At 32.0% G+C, this 16,494-nt stretch carries 12 protein-coding genes and 1 other RNA gene; 7 read left to right on the top strand and 6 right to left on the bottom strand.

Annotated elements, in window-relative coordinates; all coding sequences use genetic code 11:
- Positions 1 to 12: 12 nt before the first annotated feature.
- Complete coding sequence (locus VKY41_RS06190) at positions 13 to 1,440, bottom strand: ATP-dependent DNA helicase (protein ID WP_500813569.1); 1,428 nt, start codon at positions 1,438 to 1,440, stop codon at positions 13 to 15.
- A 123-nt stretch (positions 1,441 to 1,563) separates the two neighbouring features.
- Here VKY41_RS06190 and VKY41_RS06185 point away from each other — a divergent pair, with 123 nt between their 5' ends.
- From VKY41_RS06185 to VKY41_RS06175, 3 genes are read left to right on the top strand one after another with little or no spacing between them, the layout of a single operon-like run.
- Positions 1,564 to 2,298 carry a hypothetical protein gene (locus VKY41_RS06185; RefSeq protein WP_500813568.1) on the top strand — a complete coding sequence of 245 codons (735 nt, stop codon included), beginning with the start codon at positions 1,564 to 1,566 and terminating at the stop codon, positions 2,296 to 2,298.
- Complete coding sequence (locus tag VKY41_RS06180) at positions 2,261 to 3,103, top strand: DUF3822 family protein (protein WP_500813567.1); 843 nt, start codon at positions 2,261 to 2,263, stop codon at positions 3,101 to 3,103. Before VKY41_RS06185 ends, VKY41_RS06180 begins: the two co-directional genes overlap by 38 nt.
- Entirely contained in the window at positions 3,103 to 3,645 is a 543-nt protein-coding gene (locus tag VKY41_RS06175; protein ID WP_500813566.1) for an RsmD family RNA methyltransferase, read from the top strand. The genes VKY41_RS06180 and VKY41_RS06175 overlap by 1 nt, the downstream gene beginning before the upstream one ends.
- A gap of 510 nt (positions 3,646 to 4,155) precedes the next feature.
- On the opposite strand, the gene rnpB is transcribed toward VKY41_RS06175, so the two are convergent.
- Positions 4,156 to 4,492: RNase P RNA component class A (rnpB, locus tag VKY41_RS06170), an RNA gene on the bottom strand.
- A gap of 236 nt (positions 4,493 to 4,728) precedes the next feature.
- On the opposite strand from rnpB, the gene VKY41_RS06165 reads away from it, so the two are divergent.
- Together VKY41_RS06165 and VKY41_RS06160 are read left to right on the top strand one after the other, a co-directional pair.
- Positions 4,729 to 6,480, top strand: coding sequence for a DNA polymerase III subunit gamma/tau (locus VKY41_RS06165; RefSeq protein WP_500813565.1), 1,752 nt, complete (start codon positions 4,729 to 4,731; stop codon positions 6,478 to 6,480).
- Between the two features lie 112 nt (positions 6,481 to 6,592).
- The gene (locus VKY41_RS06160) at positions 6,593 to 7,174 is read left to right on the top strand and encodes a MiaE family protein (RefSeq protein ID WP_500813657.1); all 582 of its coding nucleotides are present in this window, start codon (positions 6,593 to 6,595) and stop codon (positions 7,172 to 7,174) included.
- Positions 7,175 to 7,264: 90 nt separating this feature from the next.
- On the opposite strand, the gene VKY41_RS06155 is transcribed toward VKY41_RS06160, so the two are convergent.
- The 4 genes from VKY41_RS06155 to VKY41_RS06140 form a co-directional block, all read right to left on the bottom strand.
- A complete protein-coding gene (locus VKY41_RS06155; protein WP_500813564.1) occupies positions 7,265 to 7,792 on the bottom strand; it encodes a porin family protein in 528 nt (175 codons plus the stop codon).
- Between the two features lie 98 nt (positions 7,793 to 7,890).
- Positions 7,891 to 8,796 (bottom strand): Ppx/GppA phosphatase family protein, encoded by a 906-nt coding sequence (locus tag VKY41_RS06150; RefSeq protein WP_500813563.1) that lies wholly within the window; start codon positions 8,794 to 8,796, stop codon positions 7,891 to 7,893.
- Between the two features lies 1 nt (position 8,797).
- Positions 8,798 to 10,864 (bottom strand): polyphosphate kinase 1, encoded by a 2,067-nt coding sequence (ppk1, locus tag VKY41_RS06145; protein WP_500813562.1) that lies wholly within the window; start codon positions 10,862 to 10,864, stop codon positions 8,798 to 8,800.
- 203 nt (positions 10,865 to 11,067) lie between these two features.
- The gene (locus tag VKY41_RS06140; RefSeq protein ID WP_500813561.1) at positions 11,068 to 11,556 is read right to left on the bottom strand and encodes a SixA phosphatase family protein; all 489 of its coding nucleotides are present in this window, start codon (positions 11,554 to 11,556) and stop codon (positions 11,068 to 11,070) included.
- Between the two features lie 496 nt (positions 11,557 to 12,052).
- Between VKY41_RS06140 and VKY41_RS06135 the strand changes: the two genes are divergently transcribed.
- Positions 12,053 to 12,541, top strand: coding sequence for a hypothetical protein (locus tag VKY41_RS06135; RefSeq protein WP_500813560.1), 489 nt, complete (start codon positions 12,053 to 12,055; stop codon positions 12,539 to 12,541).
- An 86-nt stretch (positions 12,542 to 12,627) separates the two neighbouring features.
- On the top strand, positions 12,628 to 16,494 hold a 3,867-nt coding region (locus tag VKY41_RS06130), incomplete at its 3' end, for a SprB repeat-containing protein (protein ID WP_500813559.1).

Here is a 16,494-nt window from a genome sequence, read left to right as displayed (position 1 = left end):
TCATTATTTCACTTATTGTTCAATAAAAAACTCATCTGTAAATCCTATTAAATATAGTTTTTCCTTAGCACGAGTAACCGCTGTATAAAGCCAACGTAAATAATCTTTTGTAATGCCTTCTGGCAAATATGGTTGTTCTACAAACACAGTGTTCCATTGCCCACCTTGCGATTTATGACAGGTAATTGCATAGGAAAACTTAACTTGCAATGCGTTAAAATACTTATTATTTTTGACGCTTAAAAACTTTTTATAATTACTAGTTTCATTTTCATAGTCCTTCATTACTTCTTGATATAGTCTATTGGAATCTTCATAGGTAAGCGAAGGTGTTTCAGCCGAAATAGTATCTAGAAGTAGAACCGTTTCAAAAGGACTCATTTTAGGATAATCAACCATTCGGATTTTTACTTCAGCAAATCGAAATCCGTATAAATCTATAATGTTAAAAATTTCCAACACCTCAATGATATCACCATTAGCAATAAAGCCTGCTTCTGTAGTGGGCTTAATCCAGAAATAATTGTTTTTAACAACCATTAAAAAATCACCAGTAGTTAATTCGTTTTCATTAAACAATATTCTACTTCTTATTTGTTCGTTATACAAATTGGCACGTTTGTTACTTCTTACAATAATTGCTGTTTCTTCGTTACCTAGTTCACTATAGGCATCGTTTATAGCATCCATTATTTCGTGTCCGTCAATAAGTCTTACAATATCATTATAGTTGTTTAAATTGAATTTAAAGCTATCGAAAAAGGTATCTGTTAAGCTTTCACGTAAATTTGTAGCGTTCACTAAAATACCTGAGTCTTGCTCCTGTCTTACTACTTCGTCCAATTCCATTTTAGTAACTTGCTTGTTATAATTAAGCTCTAAAGTATTTGCATCTAATGCTGGACTTATATCTAGCTTTACCGGAGGTAATTGGGCTGTATCTCCAATTAATAATAGTTTACAATTAAACCCAGAATATACATATTGCATTAAATCGTCTAGCAAGGAACCATTATCAGAAAACTTTGATTCGCTAGGCGTATCTGGAATCATGGAAGCCTCATCCACTATAAAAATGGTGTTTTTGTGCTTATTGGGTTGCATAACGAACTTCACTCCTCCTCCTTTTTCCTTTTTAGGAAAATATATTTTTTTATGAATTGTAAAAGCTTCTTTTCCTGAGTAATTTGAGATAACCTTAGCCGCTCTACCCGTTGGTGCCATTAAGACTGCGCTTTTTTTAATTTTCCATAAGTTGGATACTAAAGTACCAACAATAGTGGTTTTTCCTGTTCCTGCATAACCTTTTAGTAAATAAAGGGCATTTGGGTCTTTAGATAAAATAAACTCCGAAAGTTGTAATAATACAATTTCTTGCTTCGTGGTTGGATGAAAGGGAAATTGCTGTCTTATAAGAGAATAAAATTCGGAAGATGTCATGTATTAGTGTGATTTTTTAAATTTCATCAAAGATAAGAATGATTTTTCCCTGCTTTGGTTTTTACGATTAAAAAAAAATTGTAGATTTGCGATGTACCTTAAATAAATTTAATAACTGACACTATGTTTAAAATAATTCTTATAGCTGTTGCTGTAATAGTACTTACTATTGGTTTAGTATGGTTAATTGACAAGTTTGTCCCTTCTAAAGTTAAACCAGTATTGACCATTGCTCTTTGGGCGCTGATTTTCTATTTGGGATATCTAACCTTTATGTCAATTTACGAGCCAATTCAATTTAACAAAGTGAAGAACAAACGTTACGCACAAGTTATTGAGAGACTTATAGACATTAGAGATGCTCAATTAGCACACCAACAAGTAACTGGTGTATTTGCTCCTAATCACGAAAATTTAGTAAAATTTATAGATACTGCTCATTTTACAATTACGCAACGTAGAGACTCAACCGTAATTGATGAAGAATTAACAAAACGTTATGGCGGTGTTGAAATGACTAAAGAAATTAGAATTATTGATACTTTAGGAACTAAATCTGTTAAGGATTCTTTATTTAAGAACTCTAATAGATATAAAACCATGATGAATGTTCCTAATACAGATAAGCAATTTAAAATGGAAGCTGGATTTTTAGATCAAAACGGAATAAAAATCCCGGTTTTTGAAGCTAGTGTTAAGAAAAATGTTATTTTACACGATCAAGACAGAGACCTTATCATTCAAGAAAATCAAGTAATTTCTGTGGATGGTGTTAATGGAGATGCTTTAAAAGTAGGATCTATGACAGAGGTTAAAACCAATGGAAATTGGCCAAAAACTTATGGAGATAGCGAATAAAACTTATAACAAATTAAATAATCTAGATTTGTCCATTCAAATAAGCTTGAATGGACTTTCTTTTTGTATCCTAAACCAGGATACAAATACTATTTCATATTTAAAGCATTTCGAAAAGGACAAAAAACTTTCTCCCTTTGAAGCTTTAGATTTTTTAAAACTACTTTTTAGTACAGAAAAAGAACTTCAGGAAGATTTTAATAATGTTCATGTAATTTATATAAATGAACTTGCTACTATAGTTCCTAAAGCTCTGTTTAATGAGGACTATTTAGCAGATTATTTAAAATTCAATTCAAAAATACTTAAATCAGATTTTATAGCTTACGACCATCTGAATATTAATGATAGTGTTAGTGTTTATGTACCCTACGTAAATGTAAACAATTATATTTATGACACCTTTGGCAGCTTTACTTATAGCCATTTCTCGACCATTTTGGTAGACAAGATTTTACAAATTGAAAAACATTCGGAAAATGTTAAGTTATACGTACATGTAAATAAAGACCATTTTGAAATTGTAGTTTCAAATCAAGGAAAACTTAATTTATATAACACCTTCGATTATTCTAGTAAAGAAGATTTCATTTATTATATCTTGTTTACTATAGAACAGTTAAAATTAAATCCTGAAAAAATAAATGTCGTACTTTTGGGAGATATCGAACAAGAATCCAATTTATATGAAATCTTATATAAATACATCAGACATATAAGTTTTGGAAAACGTATCGATACTTATAAATACCTTAACGAACCAAAATCCGACTATTCCGATTTTGTTCTAATACAAAGTTTTTAATGCGCATTGTTTCTGGACAATTTAAAGGCAGACGAATTACTGCTCCAAAAAAATTACCTGTACGCCCAACCACAGATATGGCTAAGGAAGCCCTATTCAACATTCTTAATAACCAGTATTATTTTGATGAAATTACTGTATTAGATCTTTTTGCTGGCACAGGAAACATTAGTTATGAATTTGCATCAAGAGGAACTACATACATTACAAGTGTTGATGGAGACTATGGTTGTGTTAAATTTATAACAGAAACTGCTAAAAGTTTCGAAATGCCCATACAAGCCATAAAAAGTGATGTGTTTACTTATTTAGAAAAAGCCACAAAAAAATCGAACATTATTTTTGCCGATCCTCCTTATGGTTTTTCTCTTGAAAATTTTATTAAAATCCCAGAGCTAATTTTTAAAAACAATTTATTGGAAGAAGATGGCATTTTAATTGTAGAACATTCCAAACACACGGTACTTTCTGAAATAGAAAATTTTAGCTATTCTAAAAGTTATGGCGGAAATATATTTAGTTTTTTTGAAAATCCATCGTAAAACTACCAATCTATCAAAGCTTTATCTGAAATATTAAACGTGGAGAATTCGCCTAATTCTTTACAATATTTACCTTTTGGTTTTAAAACAATCGCACTTCCAAAGTATAGGTTTATATTAAAAAAAAAAATCTTTTAATAAGTCTAACTTATCCTCATAGAGAATCTACTTTCCAGTTTTATAACGAAACCCTTTTTCTGTTATATAAAAAGGTTGGATTCCTTCATTATTATTAATTTCTCTCAATCTAAAGCTTAGCAATTACAGCTGTATCATTTACAACAACTCTTTTAAAATATACACTAGATCTTAATTTACGAAAGAATTCTTTTCCTCCTATTGCTTTTCCATTTCAGTCAAACATATAGGGCTTTCTTTCTGCTTCTTAAGCAAAACTAAAAATAGTAAAAAAGGAGGATTGATATAAATTGATAAAATTTCATTTTTGAAAACTATTCAAAAAGAATAAATTATAATAATAAACCCCTCAAAAACTTGAAGGGTTTATGATATTTAAGCAAATCTATAAGCCGAATTCTGTACATTTTCTTTTTAAAAAATAAATTATAAAAAAGAAAAGCCCTTATCATTTATCTGAGTGTTTTGTTACCAAAAACACTTTAGCTGCCTACCCTCCAACATCGAGCGTGCCGCCCTCAAGCATTGGTTTACATGACATTGCACCACATAGAGTTTACCTGGTTTCACTACAGCATTACCTGTACATACTTTCTGTTGCACTTTTCCTAGCCTCTCGACTGGTGGCCATTAACCACTATGTTGCACTATGGTGTTCGGACTTTCCTCCATCCTAATAAATCAGGACAGCGATAAGGCGATCTACTTGGCGCAAAAGTACATAATAAAGATTTAGAATTAAAGGTATAATTACCTAGAGTTTTAATTGTATGCAGAGAAGTGAAAAAAACTCCTTTAATTACTCTTAAACACTAAGCTCGTTAGGAACTTTGTTAATAACTCCTATTAAATATAGACGGGAATAGTACTTAATTTAAAGCTTATTTTTAACTTTGTTACTTTCAAGTTTAGCATTTTAAAATTTCTAAAATAAATTCAGTAAAATTGGATCACTTTGTAGTTTCTGCGCGTAAATACAGACCTCAAACATTTAAAGATGTTGTGGGTCAGCAGGCTATTACAAATACTTTATTAAATGCTATTGAAAGCAATCATTTAGCACAAGCTCTTCTGTTTACAGGCCCACGTGGGGTTGGAAAAACAACTTGTGCCCGTATCCTAGCTAAAATGATTAACAGCGATGGAACGGAGAAGGAAGACGAAGACTTTGCATTTAATATTTTTGAATTAGATGCCGCTTCTAATAATGGCGTTGACCAAATTAGAGAGTTAACAGATCAAGTTCGGATTCCTCCACAAGTGGGAAAATACAAAGTCTATATTATTGACGAGGTTCACATGTTGTCTCAAGCTGCTTTTAATGCTTTTTTAAAGACACTAGAAGAACCACCTAAACATTGCATATTTATACTTGCAACCACTGAAAAACATAAAATTATTCCAACCATCTTATCTCGTTGTCAAATTTTCGATTTTAAACGAATTACAGTAAAAGATGCAAAGGAATATTTAAAATACATTGCCCAAGAACAAGGGATAGAAGCTGAAGATGACGCCTTACACATTATAGCCCAAAAAGCTGATGGAGCTATGCGTGATGCACTTTCTATATTTGATCGTGTGGTAAGTTTCTCAGGAAAAAATTTAACTAGACAAGCTGTAACAGAAAATTTAAATGTACTTGATTACGAAACTTACTTTACTAGTACAGATTTTATTCTTGAAAATAATATACCAAGTCTTTTAGTTCAGTTTAATAGCATATTGGCCAAAGGGTTCGATGGCCATCATTACATTGCTGGTTTAGCTTCTCACTTTAGAGATTTAATGGTTTGTAAGAATTCTGAAACTATAGAGTTATTAGAAGTAGGCGAAGAAACCCAAGAAAAATATCTAATCCAGTCTAAAAAGGCTTCTCAACCATTCCTACTTCAAGGAATAGAATTAGCAAACGATTGCGATTTAAAGTATAAAACCAGTAAAAATCAACGACTACTCGTTGAATTATGCCTTATGCAACTTGCCTCTATCACTTTTGATGGAGAAAAAAAAAATAGTAAGAACTTCATAATTCCGGCCAGTTACTTTATTAATAAAGGAATTAAACCTATTCCTGTATCTATATCGAAACCTGAGCAAACTTCTTTTCAAGAAACCAAACCTCAAACTTATAGTCAACCGGTTAGAAGTAATAATACGAGTACTAATAAAATTCAAAACACCGTTTCTGAAACAGCAAAACCTGAAATTCCAAAGATTTCTTTAAAAAGTGGCAAAAAAGCCACTTCTGGTTTGTCGTTAAAAAGTATTCAAGCAAAGAAAGAACATCAAATAAAACAGATGGAAGTAGTTGTAGATGAAGAAAATCTACCAACTGATGCATTTACTGAAGAACAATTTATGACGTTTTGGAATGCTTTTATTAAACAATTAGAAGAAAAAGGACAATTTAATTTAGCTTCCATTCTTTCGATTGATACGCCAAAACTGGATGGAACAACTATCTGCCTTGAGTTTCCGAATTCTACCAACAAAGTAGAACTTGAACGTCAACAGTATGAATTGATGGTATTTTTGAAAAAGTCCTTAAATAACTACGACTTGCAATTATCCATTGAAATAAATGAAGAAATGGAAAAGCAATACGCGTTTACTGATAGGGATAAGTACGAGAAATTATTGGAAAAAAATCCAGCTATAGAAACATTAAGAAGAACCTTTGATTTAGATATTTAATCTAAAAAGAAAGTAAAATAAAAATATTTTCGATTGAGCTATACATTAATTAATTTGATGTTTGACCAAACGATAACTAGTTAATTTTATAAAAATGGCTAAACAAAAAATCATGTTAGGATTAAAATTACCAACAGACCCTCGTTGGGTAAATATTGTAGAAAAAAATATTGAAGAAATATTAACCGACCATGCTTATTGCGAACAAAAAGCTGCAAGTACAGCTATTTCATTAATAGTTAGTTTTCCAGAATATACAGAACTAGTTCAAGAAATGATTGCTTTAGTAAAAGAAGAGATTAGTCATTTTAAAATGGTTCACGATCGGATTTTGGAAAAAGGTTGGACCTTAGGTCGCGATAGAAAAGACGAGTATGTTTTAAAACTAATTACTTTTTTTCCAAAAGGAGGAAGCAGAACAACTCAACTTGTACACAGATTACTTTATGCAGCCTTAATTGAAGCTAGAAGTTGCGAGCGGTTTAGGTTGCTTTCAGAAGAATTGGAAGACAAAGAGCTTGCTGAATTTTACAGAAAACTCATGGTAAGCGAAGCCAATCATTACACCATGTTTTTAGGATTTGCAAGACAATATGGAGACAGAAAAGAAGTAGATGAAAAATGGCAACAGCTTCTAAAATTTGAAGCAGAAATCATGAAAGATTTGAGTAAATCTGAAACCATTCACGGGTAGTATTAAATAGGATATTTAAAATTCAACTAAATAAAAAACTCCGATGATTTTAAAAAATCATCGGAGTTTTTTTTATTGAATATCATTATCTTAAATTTTTACTCCAACGCCAATTTGTATGTTGCTATTTTTAGCCTCGAATGTAGAATTATTATCAATAACATTGGTAAATCCGTAATGATATCTTGCATCTATAAAAATTTCGCTTGTTATAAATAATTCCAAACCTCCTACCATTGAAAACGCAAAGTTTTTATTACCATCTTCATGTTCCCAAACTTTTACGCCTGCCATAGGTCCAGCTCCAATTAAAAACCTTTCACTAAGTCTATATTTAACCAAAACAGGTATTTGGATATAATCTAATCTTAAATCTTTGTCTTTCGCTCCTTCAGCTGAAAACTGAACTTCTGGAGCTATAGCAAAGGTTTTGCACAAATCGTACTCACCAAAGAAACCAATAGCAAATCCATTCCTATGCTTATTTTCAAAAGTTGGGTTGGGTTCAAAATCTAAATTAGAAATATTTAATCCTGCTCGTACACCATACATGCTGTTTTGCGAATAACTCAAGGTTGAAATTGTAATAAAAGCTAAAAGAAGTAATGTTTTTTTCATAATAAAATATTTTAAAGAAGCAGTTTAGAATTACTAATGAATCTAATATAAATATTTTGATGAAATGTAATATACTTTAAAGACCAAATGTATGATTTCTACTGTGTATTGCTAGAAACTGTTTTTCGGTAGATGCTTTTTATAATTCCATCAGACAATCCAATTTTTGGAACATATATATCTTTAGCTCCACTCCACTTCATAGATGACAAATAAATTCTAGTAGCTGGTATAATTACATCGGCACGATCTTGATTTAAATCTAATTCTGAAATGCGTTCTTCATAGGAATAGGATTGTAACATATTATAATACGTAGTTAGATAAAAATAGGTTAATGGTTTCCCCATTGCTTTCCCAGAAATTTTAAATATTTTATTTATGTTTCCTCCAGAACCTATAACGTCTATTTTTTCATATAATTTAGTGTTTTCCTTAATCCATTTTTCCAGTTCGTTCCAAGTTTCTTTTTTTACAATATCATTTAACAACCTAACTGTTCCAATTTTAAAAGATTTTGAAGTTATTGTTTCACCTTTATCAATAATGGTAAACTCACTACTTCCTCCACCTACATCTACATACAAATAGGTTTTGCTCTTATCTATATATGAATGTAAATCTGTTGCGGCAATAATAGCTGCTTCTTCTTCACCTTCAATAACATCTATTTTAATTTTTGTTTTTTTATAAACCAATTCAACAACTTCATTACCATTTATAGCTTCTCTCATTGCCGAGGTGGCACAGGCTTTATATTTAACGACGTTATGAGTTTTCATCAACAACTTAAAGGCCTTCATGGTGTCCACAATCCGGTCTCTATTGTAATCTGAAACGTATTGATCTAAAAACACATCGGCTCCTAAACGCACGGGAACACGTACTAAGGAACTTTTTTTAAATCGTGTTTCTTTTCCTTCTTCTTCAATAATATTGGCTATAAGAAGTCTAATAGCATTGGATCCTATATCTATAGCCGCGTATTTTTTTATGTTTAGCATACTAATTTTCTAGTTTTTTAGAGTAGTAATCGTATAAGACGAACTGGGAACGTATTTTCGGCCCTTTACTCTTTCTGTATTCATTTTTCTGCGATTCGTTTAAAATTCTAGCCTTTACATTATCGCTCCAACAAATATTAAATGTTTCTATAAGTTCTTTTTTAATATCCTCATCATAGATAGGACAACTTACTTCCACCCTATTTTCTATGTTTCTAGTCATCCAATCCGCTGATGAAATATACACTTTTGGGTCGTTATTATTACAGAAAATAAAGAGTCTAGTATGTTCTAAAAACTTATCTACTATACTAATTGCTTCAATGTTTTCACTCATACCTTTCACTCCAGGAATTAAACAGCAAATACCTCTAACTATCATTTGTACTTTAACTCCTGCTTTACTAGCTTCATACAATTTATCGGCCATTTTAAAACTAGAAAGGCTATTCATTTTTAACCTAATATAGGCTGGCTTTCCTGCTTTAGCATTCTGAATTTCAGTATTTATAAGCTTAAAAAAGGCTTTTTGGGTATAATGAGGCGACGTAATAATGTGTTTGTATCTATAGATTCTGTAATTAATTTCGAAGAAACTAAACACTTTATTCAAATCTTTCAATATTCTCTGATCTGAAGTAAACAAAGTGAAATCCGTATATATTTTAGCAGTTGATTCGTTAAAATTCCCCGTGCTTATAAACCCATAACGTTTTAATTTGTTTTTTTCTTCACGTTCTATTACACACATTTTGCTGTGGACTTTTAATCCTTGAACACCAAAAATTAAATTCACGCCTTCATTTTCCATTTGCTGGGCATAATCTATATTGGCTTGTTCATCAAAACGTGCTTGAATTTCAATTGACACAGTAACTTTTTTACCGTTTTTAGCGGCATTAATTAGAGAACTAGCAACATGAGAAATTTGAGCTAACCTATAAATAGTAATTTTAATGGTAGCTACCTTTGGATCGAGAGCAGCCTCCCTAAGAAATTTAACAACATAGGCAAAAGTTTGATATGGTGCATGAAGCAAATAATCTCTTTTAGCAACACTATCAAAAATACTATCTTCTAAACTTAAGTCTTTAATGGCTAATGGTTCAATTTTACTGTAGAGTAAGTCTGTTCTTCCTAAACTAGGAAAGGCCATATAATCTCTTCGGTTATGATATCTTCCTCCAGGAATAATACTATCATGAGAATCAATTCCCATTTTAGACATTAAATAGGATAAGGTTTCTGGATCTATCATTTTATCATAAACAAATCGAACAGGCTCCCCTATTTGTCTATGCTTAACACTGTCAGAAATTTTTTCTATAAAACTTTTAGTTAAATCACTTTCAAAATCTAGTTCAGCATCTCTTGTGATTTTAATCATGTGAGCCGAAATTTTTTCATAATGGAAAATGTTGAAAATATCGTCTAAACAATAGCGCAATAAGTCGTCCAACATAATAATGTAGCTCTTTCCGTTTTTTTCTGGCAGAACCACAAAACGATCCATAGCTTTTGATATTTCAATTAAGGCATACTGACAACCATGTCCATTATGTAAAGTCATTTTTACAGCCAAGTATGATGCACTATCTTTTAAATTAGGGAGATCTACTTGATTACTTAAAATTATGGTAACTAAAGCCGGACTTACTTTCTTTATAAAATACTGTTTGATGAATTTATGCTGATTCTCGTCAATGTCATCTTCATTAATTACAAAAATATTTTCTTTCTCAAGCTCTTTTTGAATATTGCTTAAAATCTCGAGACTTTCGCTTTGTTGGTTGATTACTATTTGGGTTATTTCTTCAAGAAGTTCATTTGCCTTAATCCCACCTAGAACACTTTTGGCATCCTTACCTGCTTCAACAATACGCTTTACTGTAGCATATCTTACCTTGAAAAACTCATCCAAATTATTAGAAAATATACCTAGAAACCTTAATCTTTCAATTAATGGTACATTCTTGTCTGCTGCTTCCTGCAGAACTCTGGCATTAAATTGCAACCAGCTTATTTCCCTGTTTATATAATTATAATTAGGTTTATCTCTTTTTGTCATTCAAAGGTTAATTTAAGTCTTACAAATATATTCCATTAAAATGTAATATTGAATAGATTACCTACCAACTTCTAGTGTTTTCAAGTATAATAAAATCTTTTATTTAGGAATTTTAAAATTTTGAAATTCAACTTAATAATTTGAAGGGTTTTAAAGTGAATTAAAATTTAAAACTAAATTTTTTAGATTTATTTCCTCCTTTATTACTCTCTTAAATCTCTAGGAAATATTACTTTTAAAGTTTGTCCTTTATAAATATACTGCCATGAATCCGTATGGAACTCTATAACTACAAGTCCACTAGTTGGAACATTTTCAATAATCATATCTCCAAAAGTATTAACAAATTCAGTTAAAGCGTAATTGTGTCCGAAGACCATTAAAACATCAAAATTATCAGGAGTTTCTTTAATAGTCTTAACTAGGTTTTCTCCAGAAAAATCATAAACATTTTTATTCAACTCCAATTTTCCAGGGTCTATTTCTAAATTTTTTAAGAATATCTGAGCTGTAGTTTTGGCCCTTTTAGCTGTACTAGAAATTACTTTATCGGGAATTAAAAGGTATTCCTTAAAATTCAACGACACTAAATTTGCATCGGTAAAACCTCTATTCTCTAACCCTCTATCATGGTCTTTTACACCTTCATTCCAAGATGATTTCGCATGTCTGACAAGTATTAATTTTTTCATCTCATATCGATTAAATACATTTTTTACCGACCAACAATAATTTTATATCGATAAAATAACATGGTTTTTACTCATTGAGTAAAGCTATTATAAATCTAAATAATTAAAACATCAAACTTAATAAAGTGTATAAAAAAAATTAAAAGTTAACTTAAAGTAAGAATTTGCACATATTTCCTATCGATTAATAATCTCATTTAATCGACTAAGTGTTTACAAAATGCTCCTTATCGAATTTATGAGTTCCTTAACATAATTTTTTGATTTCATTAAAGAATCTCTATTTATTTGTTACTAAGCTATTAATTAAAAATATACCCAAAATCAAAAAACAACATGTAATCCAGGATACACTGAAGACTCAGTGTTCATCCCTCTACAACAGTACAAGATTATTGTATTGAACGTTTAAGATGAAATTTTGAAATTTTAATCTTGATTCATTGTATATGAATATTAAAAAAACTTAAGTACTAATATATTTAACAAACTAATTATGAAATCCAACCCATCCAATATCCTTTCTTTTTGTTTGCTGTTATTGACTTTAATTACTTTTAATAATTCCATTGCCCAAAGTAATGATGTGCAGTTATTCAGTAATACCTCTAGAACTGCTGTTAACACTTCCAATACAGAACTTAAAGAATATGTTTATGAATATAAAGAAAGTGGTTACTACACTAACGGCAGATTAACCTTTAGCGAAGAAAATTACAAAAGACTTTATACCGATGTAGCGTCTTTAGCAACGTTAAACAACTTAGATTTAAGTAACGTTGAATCTATTATAATTAATGTAAATAGTTTAAATGATTTAAATGCGAGAATTAATTACTTAGATGCATTTAGCAACTTAAGCAACCTTAAATGCGTATACATAAACTGTGAGATCCAGGCCTCTAAGCAGCAAGTAGAAAACATGTTTTCGAATGTTCCTTCTAGTAATATTCTTAATTATTATGGGGTAAATATTCCTCGATAAACATAAAAATATCACAACGTAAAAGTCATATCAGTATGAAAAAGTTTACTATAAATTCTGTTTTATTTAATAAAAAGACAATAAGTATGTTTATACTTATTTGCTCTTTCGCTAGCTCTACTTTTTCTCAAGTATTAGAGCCCTTTACCCAACGATCATCACAATATACACCAGACATAAAACTCTATAGTATTAAAGGTGATTTTACACTTATTGGAAACTCTAACTTAACGGTTACTGGTTTAAATAACAGTTCCACTAATAGTAATACCAACATGGTATTTGTTGACTTAGATGGTAACCCAAGTACAACAAACTCTTCTTCAGCTACCTTAACATTTTCTGAAGAAAACGGAGCTAATCCAGAATGTTCTAATATTCTATTCGCTGGGCTTTATTGGTCTGGACGAGGGAATGATAGCTATTTAACAAATCTTCAAAAAAGAACTATTAAACTAAAAGGTCCTAATGATAGTGATTATGTAGTTCATCAAGCAGATGCAAACCAAATATTGTATCCAGGAAAAGAAGGCATGTATGTAGGTTTCAAAGAAGTAACTAACCAAGTTAGAAACAATGGATTAGGAGAATATTGGGTTGCTGATTTAGCCTTAAGTCAAGGGAATGGTGGTTCTATTGGGTATTATGGAGGATGGAGCCTTGTAGTAATATATGAAAACTCCAAAATGAACTGGAGAGACGTTACCATATTTGACGGATATGCATTTGTTGAGCATAATGGTGGTACTGGTTCTACAACAGCTTACGAACTACCTGTATCAGGTTTTAATGCAGTTCAAGCTGGAGATGTAAATATTAAATTAGGATTAATGGCAGGTGAAGGTGACAGAAGTATTTCTGGTGATTTCTTCAGTATTAGAAATGCTAATAACAACGCTTGGGTTTCTTTAAGTCACTCAGGAAATTCAACAAACAACTTCTTTAACTCTTCCATTGTAACAGGTGGTAATCCAAGAACTCCTAACAACACTAATAATACTGGTTTAGACATTAGCATGTTTAACCTAAACAATACTAACAATCAATTAATTGCTAACGGCCAAACTCAAACAAGGTTTAGATATGGTTCTAATCAAGACACCTATGTTATTTTTAATATGACAATGTCCGTTGATGCATATATACCGGTTTCAGAAGGAGTGTTAGCAACAAACACAATTAATGGTGTTCCTCCTTCAGGCTCTAATATAGTTGTTGAACCGGGAGATACCATTGAATATGGTATTGAAATAAGAAACAAAGGTACAGAAGCTATTGAAAATGCAAAACTTGTTGTTCCAATTCCTTTTACGTCAACTTATATTAATCCAAGTATCACTTCTAATATATATGACTCTGGAGTTATACAAACTGCTCCGTATTTTGATCCTAACGAAGGTGCTACTGGAGCTATTGTTTGGGAATTTGACTATTTACCAATCAACACGGATATAAATACACTCTTAGCAGACATTACCTTTAAACTAAAGGCCACTGAAGATTGCTCAATACTTGTAAATAATAATTGTGCACCAAGAATTGTAATAGTAGGTGGATACATCTCAGGAATAGGGGCTACTTCTGGTTCTCCATATACTCTTCCTTTAATTCAAGGTTACCAACAAAATGGTATTTGTCAAGGAGAACCTAATATAGATCCTATATATATTGATATAGACTCGGAACAGTTTATTTTAGATAATTGTATAGGTATTTCAGAAGAAAGAGAGTTTTTCTTCTGCAACTCAACTGCTAATACCATACCTGTATCTGTAGTTTCATCACAATTCCCTCTAGGATCAACTTTTTATAATATATACCCATTAACACCTTCTTCAATTCAATATACTAATACAAACCCATTTCCAGCAACTCCGGGTGTTTCAACATACTACGCTGTACCTCCAGGAGACACAACTTGTATATATATTTTCACAATTGAAGTAGCTAATATTGAAACGGTTCCAACTGTTGAAAATTTTGAATATTGTTTAAATGAAGTTGCATCACCAATAACTGGAACTACAACAAATCCTAACCACGTAGTGTTGTTTTATACTGATAATAACCCAAACACTGTTGGACAACCTTTATTTACCCCACCTACAGATACAGTAGGAGAGTTTACCTATTATGCGGCTGAAGGACTTGACGGAAATTGTATGGGAGAAAAAGTGCCATTTACAGTTTCTGTTTATGATAACATAACAATAACAGAAGAAATAATTAATGAAAGTTGTACAGACAGTAGTAATGGTTCTATTACTTTAAATGTCGAGGGTGGCTCAGGAAACTACACTTACGTTTGGTCTTATAATGGTACTATTGATCCTAGTTTAGATTCAGCAATCTTAACTGGCTTAACTGCTGGAACCTACACTGTAACTATTAGTGATAATGATACTGAATGTTCAGCTACTGGTAATTATGAGATAGAAGTTTTAGATGCTGTTGCTCCTATTATTACAACAGCACCTGCTAACAAATCATTAGAAGGTTGTGAAACTAGCGACCTTATAAACGAGCCTACAATTTATTTAGAATATTCTGAAACAGAAGTCACTATAACAGAAGCTGAATTTACAGCTGAAGGAGGTGGTTTTGAAGAAGAAAATTTAGCAAGCATAACTTATTTAGATAGTGCTTCCGAAACTTGTCCTATTGTTGTTACAAGAACATTTACCCTTACAGATAATTGTGGAGCAACAGCAACAGTGGAGCAAATTATAACTATTAATACACCAGAGTTAGTAATCAACGCTCCAGATGCAATGACTTCTGAAGCTTGTGATTACGCTGATCAAGCAGCTGTTGATGCTGCATTCAATACGTGGTTACAAGGATTCTCTGTTACTGGTGGTTGTAATGCTACAGGAGATTACGGAAATCCTACTGCTCCGCTATTATGCGAAGGTGCAACGACTACGGTTACTTATAATGTTACTGATATATGTGGTGATACCTCTATCGAAAGAACATTTACAATTAATGCTCCTGAAGCAGTAGTTGCTAACGCTCCAGACTCTATGACTTCTGAGGCTTGTGATTACGCTGATCAAGCAGCTGTTGACGCAGCATTCAATACGTGGTTACAAGGATTCTCTGTTACTGGTGGTTGTAATGCTACAGGAGATTATGGAAATCCTACTGCTCCGCTATTATGCGAAGGTGGTACGACTACGGTTACTTATAATATCTCTAATATCTGTGGTGATACCTCTATCGAAAGAACATTTACAGTTAATGCTCCTGAAGCAGTAGTTACAAACGCACCAGACTCTATGACTTCTGATGCTTGTGATTACACTGATCAAGCAGCTGTTGACACAGCATTCAATACGTGGTTACAAGGATTCACAGTTACTGGTGGTTGTAATGCTACAGGAGATTACGGAAATCCTACTGCTCCATTATTGTGCGAAGGAGGTACGACTACGGTTACTTATAATATCTCTGATATCTGTGGTGATACCTCTATCGAAAGAACATTTACAATTAATGCTCCAACAGCAGTAGTTGCTAACGCTCCAGACGCTATGACTTCTGAGGCTTGTGATTTCGCTGATCAAGCAGCTGTTGACACAGCATTCAATACGTGGTTACAAGGATTCACTGTTACTGGTGGTTGTAATGTTACAGGAGATTACGGAAATCCTACTGCTCCATTATTGTGCGAAGGTGGTACGACTACGGTTACTTATAATGTTACTGATATATGTGGTGATACCTCTATCGAAAGAACATTTACAATTAATGCTCCTGAAGCAGTAGTTGCTAACGCTCCAGACTCTATGACTTCTGAGGCTTGTGATTCGCTGATCAAGCAGCTGTTGACGCAGCATTCAATACGTGGTTACAAGGATTCTCTGTTACTGGTGGTTGTAATGCTACAGGAGATTATGGAAATCCTACTGCTCCGCTATTATGCGAAGGTGGTACGACTACGGTTACTT

The sequence above is a fragment of the Xanthomarina sp. genome (genome assembly GCF_035306605.1).
In the GTDB taxonomy this organism is placed as follows: Bacteria; Bacteroidota; Bacteroidia; order Flavobacteriales; family Flavobacteriaceae; genus Xanthomarina.
This window is presented reverse-complemented; position numbering and strand designations above follow the sequence as displayed.

Bases quoted from the DNA above. Each gene is read 5' to 3' on its own strand.
- VKY41_RS06190 (WP_500813569.1), bottom strand. From the start codon at position 1,440: ATGACATCTTCCGAATTTTATTCTCTTATAAGACAGCAATTTCCCTTT.
- VKY41_RS06185 (WP_500813568.1), top strand. From the start codon at position 1,564: ATGTTTAAAATAATTCTTATAGCTGTTGCTGTAATAGTACTTACTATT.
- VKY41_RS06180 (WP_500813567.1), top strand. From the start codon at position 2,261: ATGGAAATTGGCCAAAAACTTATGGAGATAGCGAATAAAACTTATAAC.
- VKY41_RS06175 (WP_500813566.1), top strand. From the start codon at position 3,103: ATGCGCATTGTTTCTGGACAATTTAAAGGCAGACGAATTACTGCTCCA.
- VKY41_RS06160 (WP_500813657.1), top strand. From the start codon at position 6,593: ATGTTAGGATTAAAATTACCAACAGACCCTCGTTGGGTAAATATTGTA.
- VKY41_RS06155 (WP_500813564.1), bottom strand. From the start codon at position 7,792: ATGAAAAAAACATTACTTCTTTTAGCTTTTATTACAATTTCAACCTTG.
- VKY41_RS06150 (WP_500813563.1), bottom strand. From the start codon at position 8,796: ATGCTAAACATAAAAAAATACGCGGCTATAGATATAGGATCCAATGCT.
- ppk1 (WP_500813562.1), bottom strand. From the start codon at position 10,864: ATGACAAAAAGAGATAAACCTAATTATAATTATATAAACAGGGAAATA.
- VKY41_RS06140 (WP_500813561.1), bottom strand. From the start codon at position 11,556: ATGAAAAAATTAATACTTGTCAGACATGCGAAATCATCTTGGAATGAA.
- VKY41_RS06135 (WP_500813560.1), top strand. From the start codon at position 12,053: ATGAAATCCAACCCATCCAATATCCTTTCTTTTTGTTTGCTGTTATTG.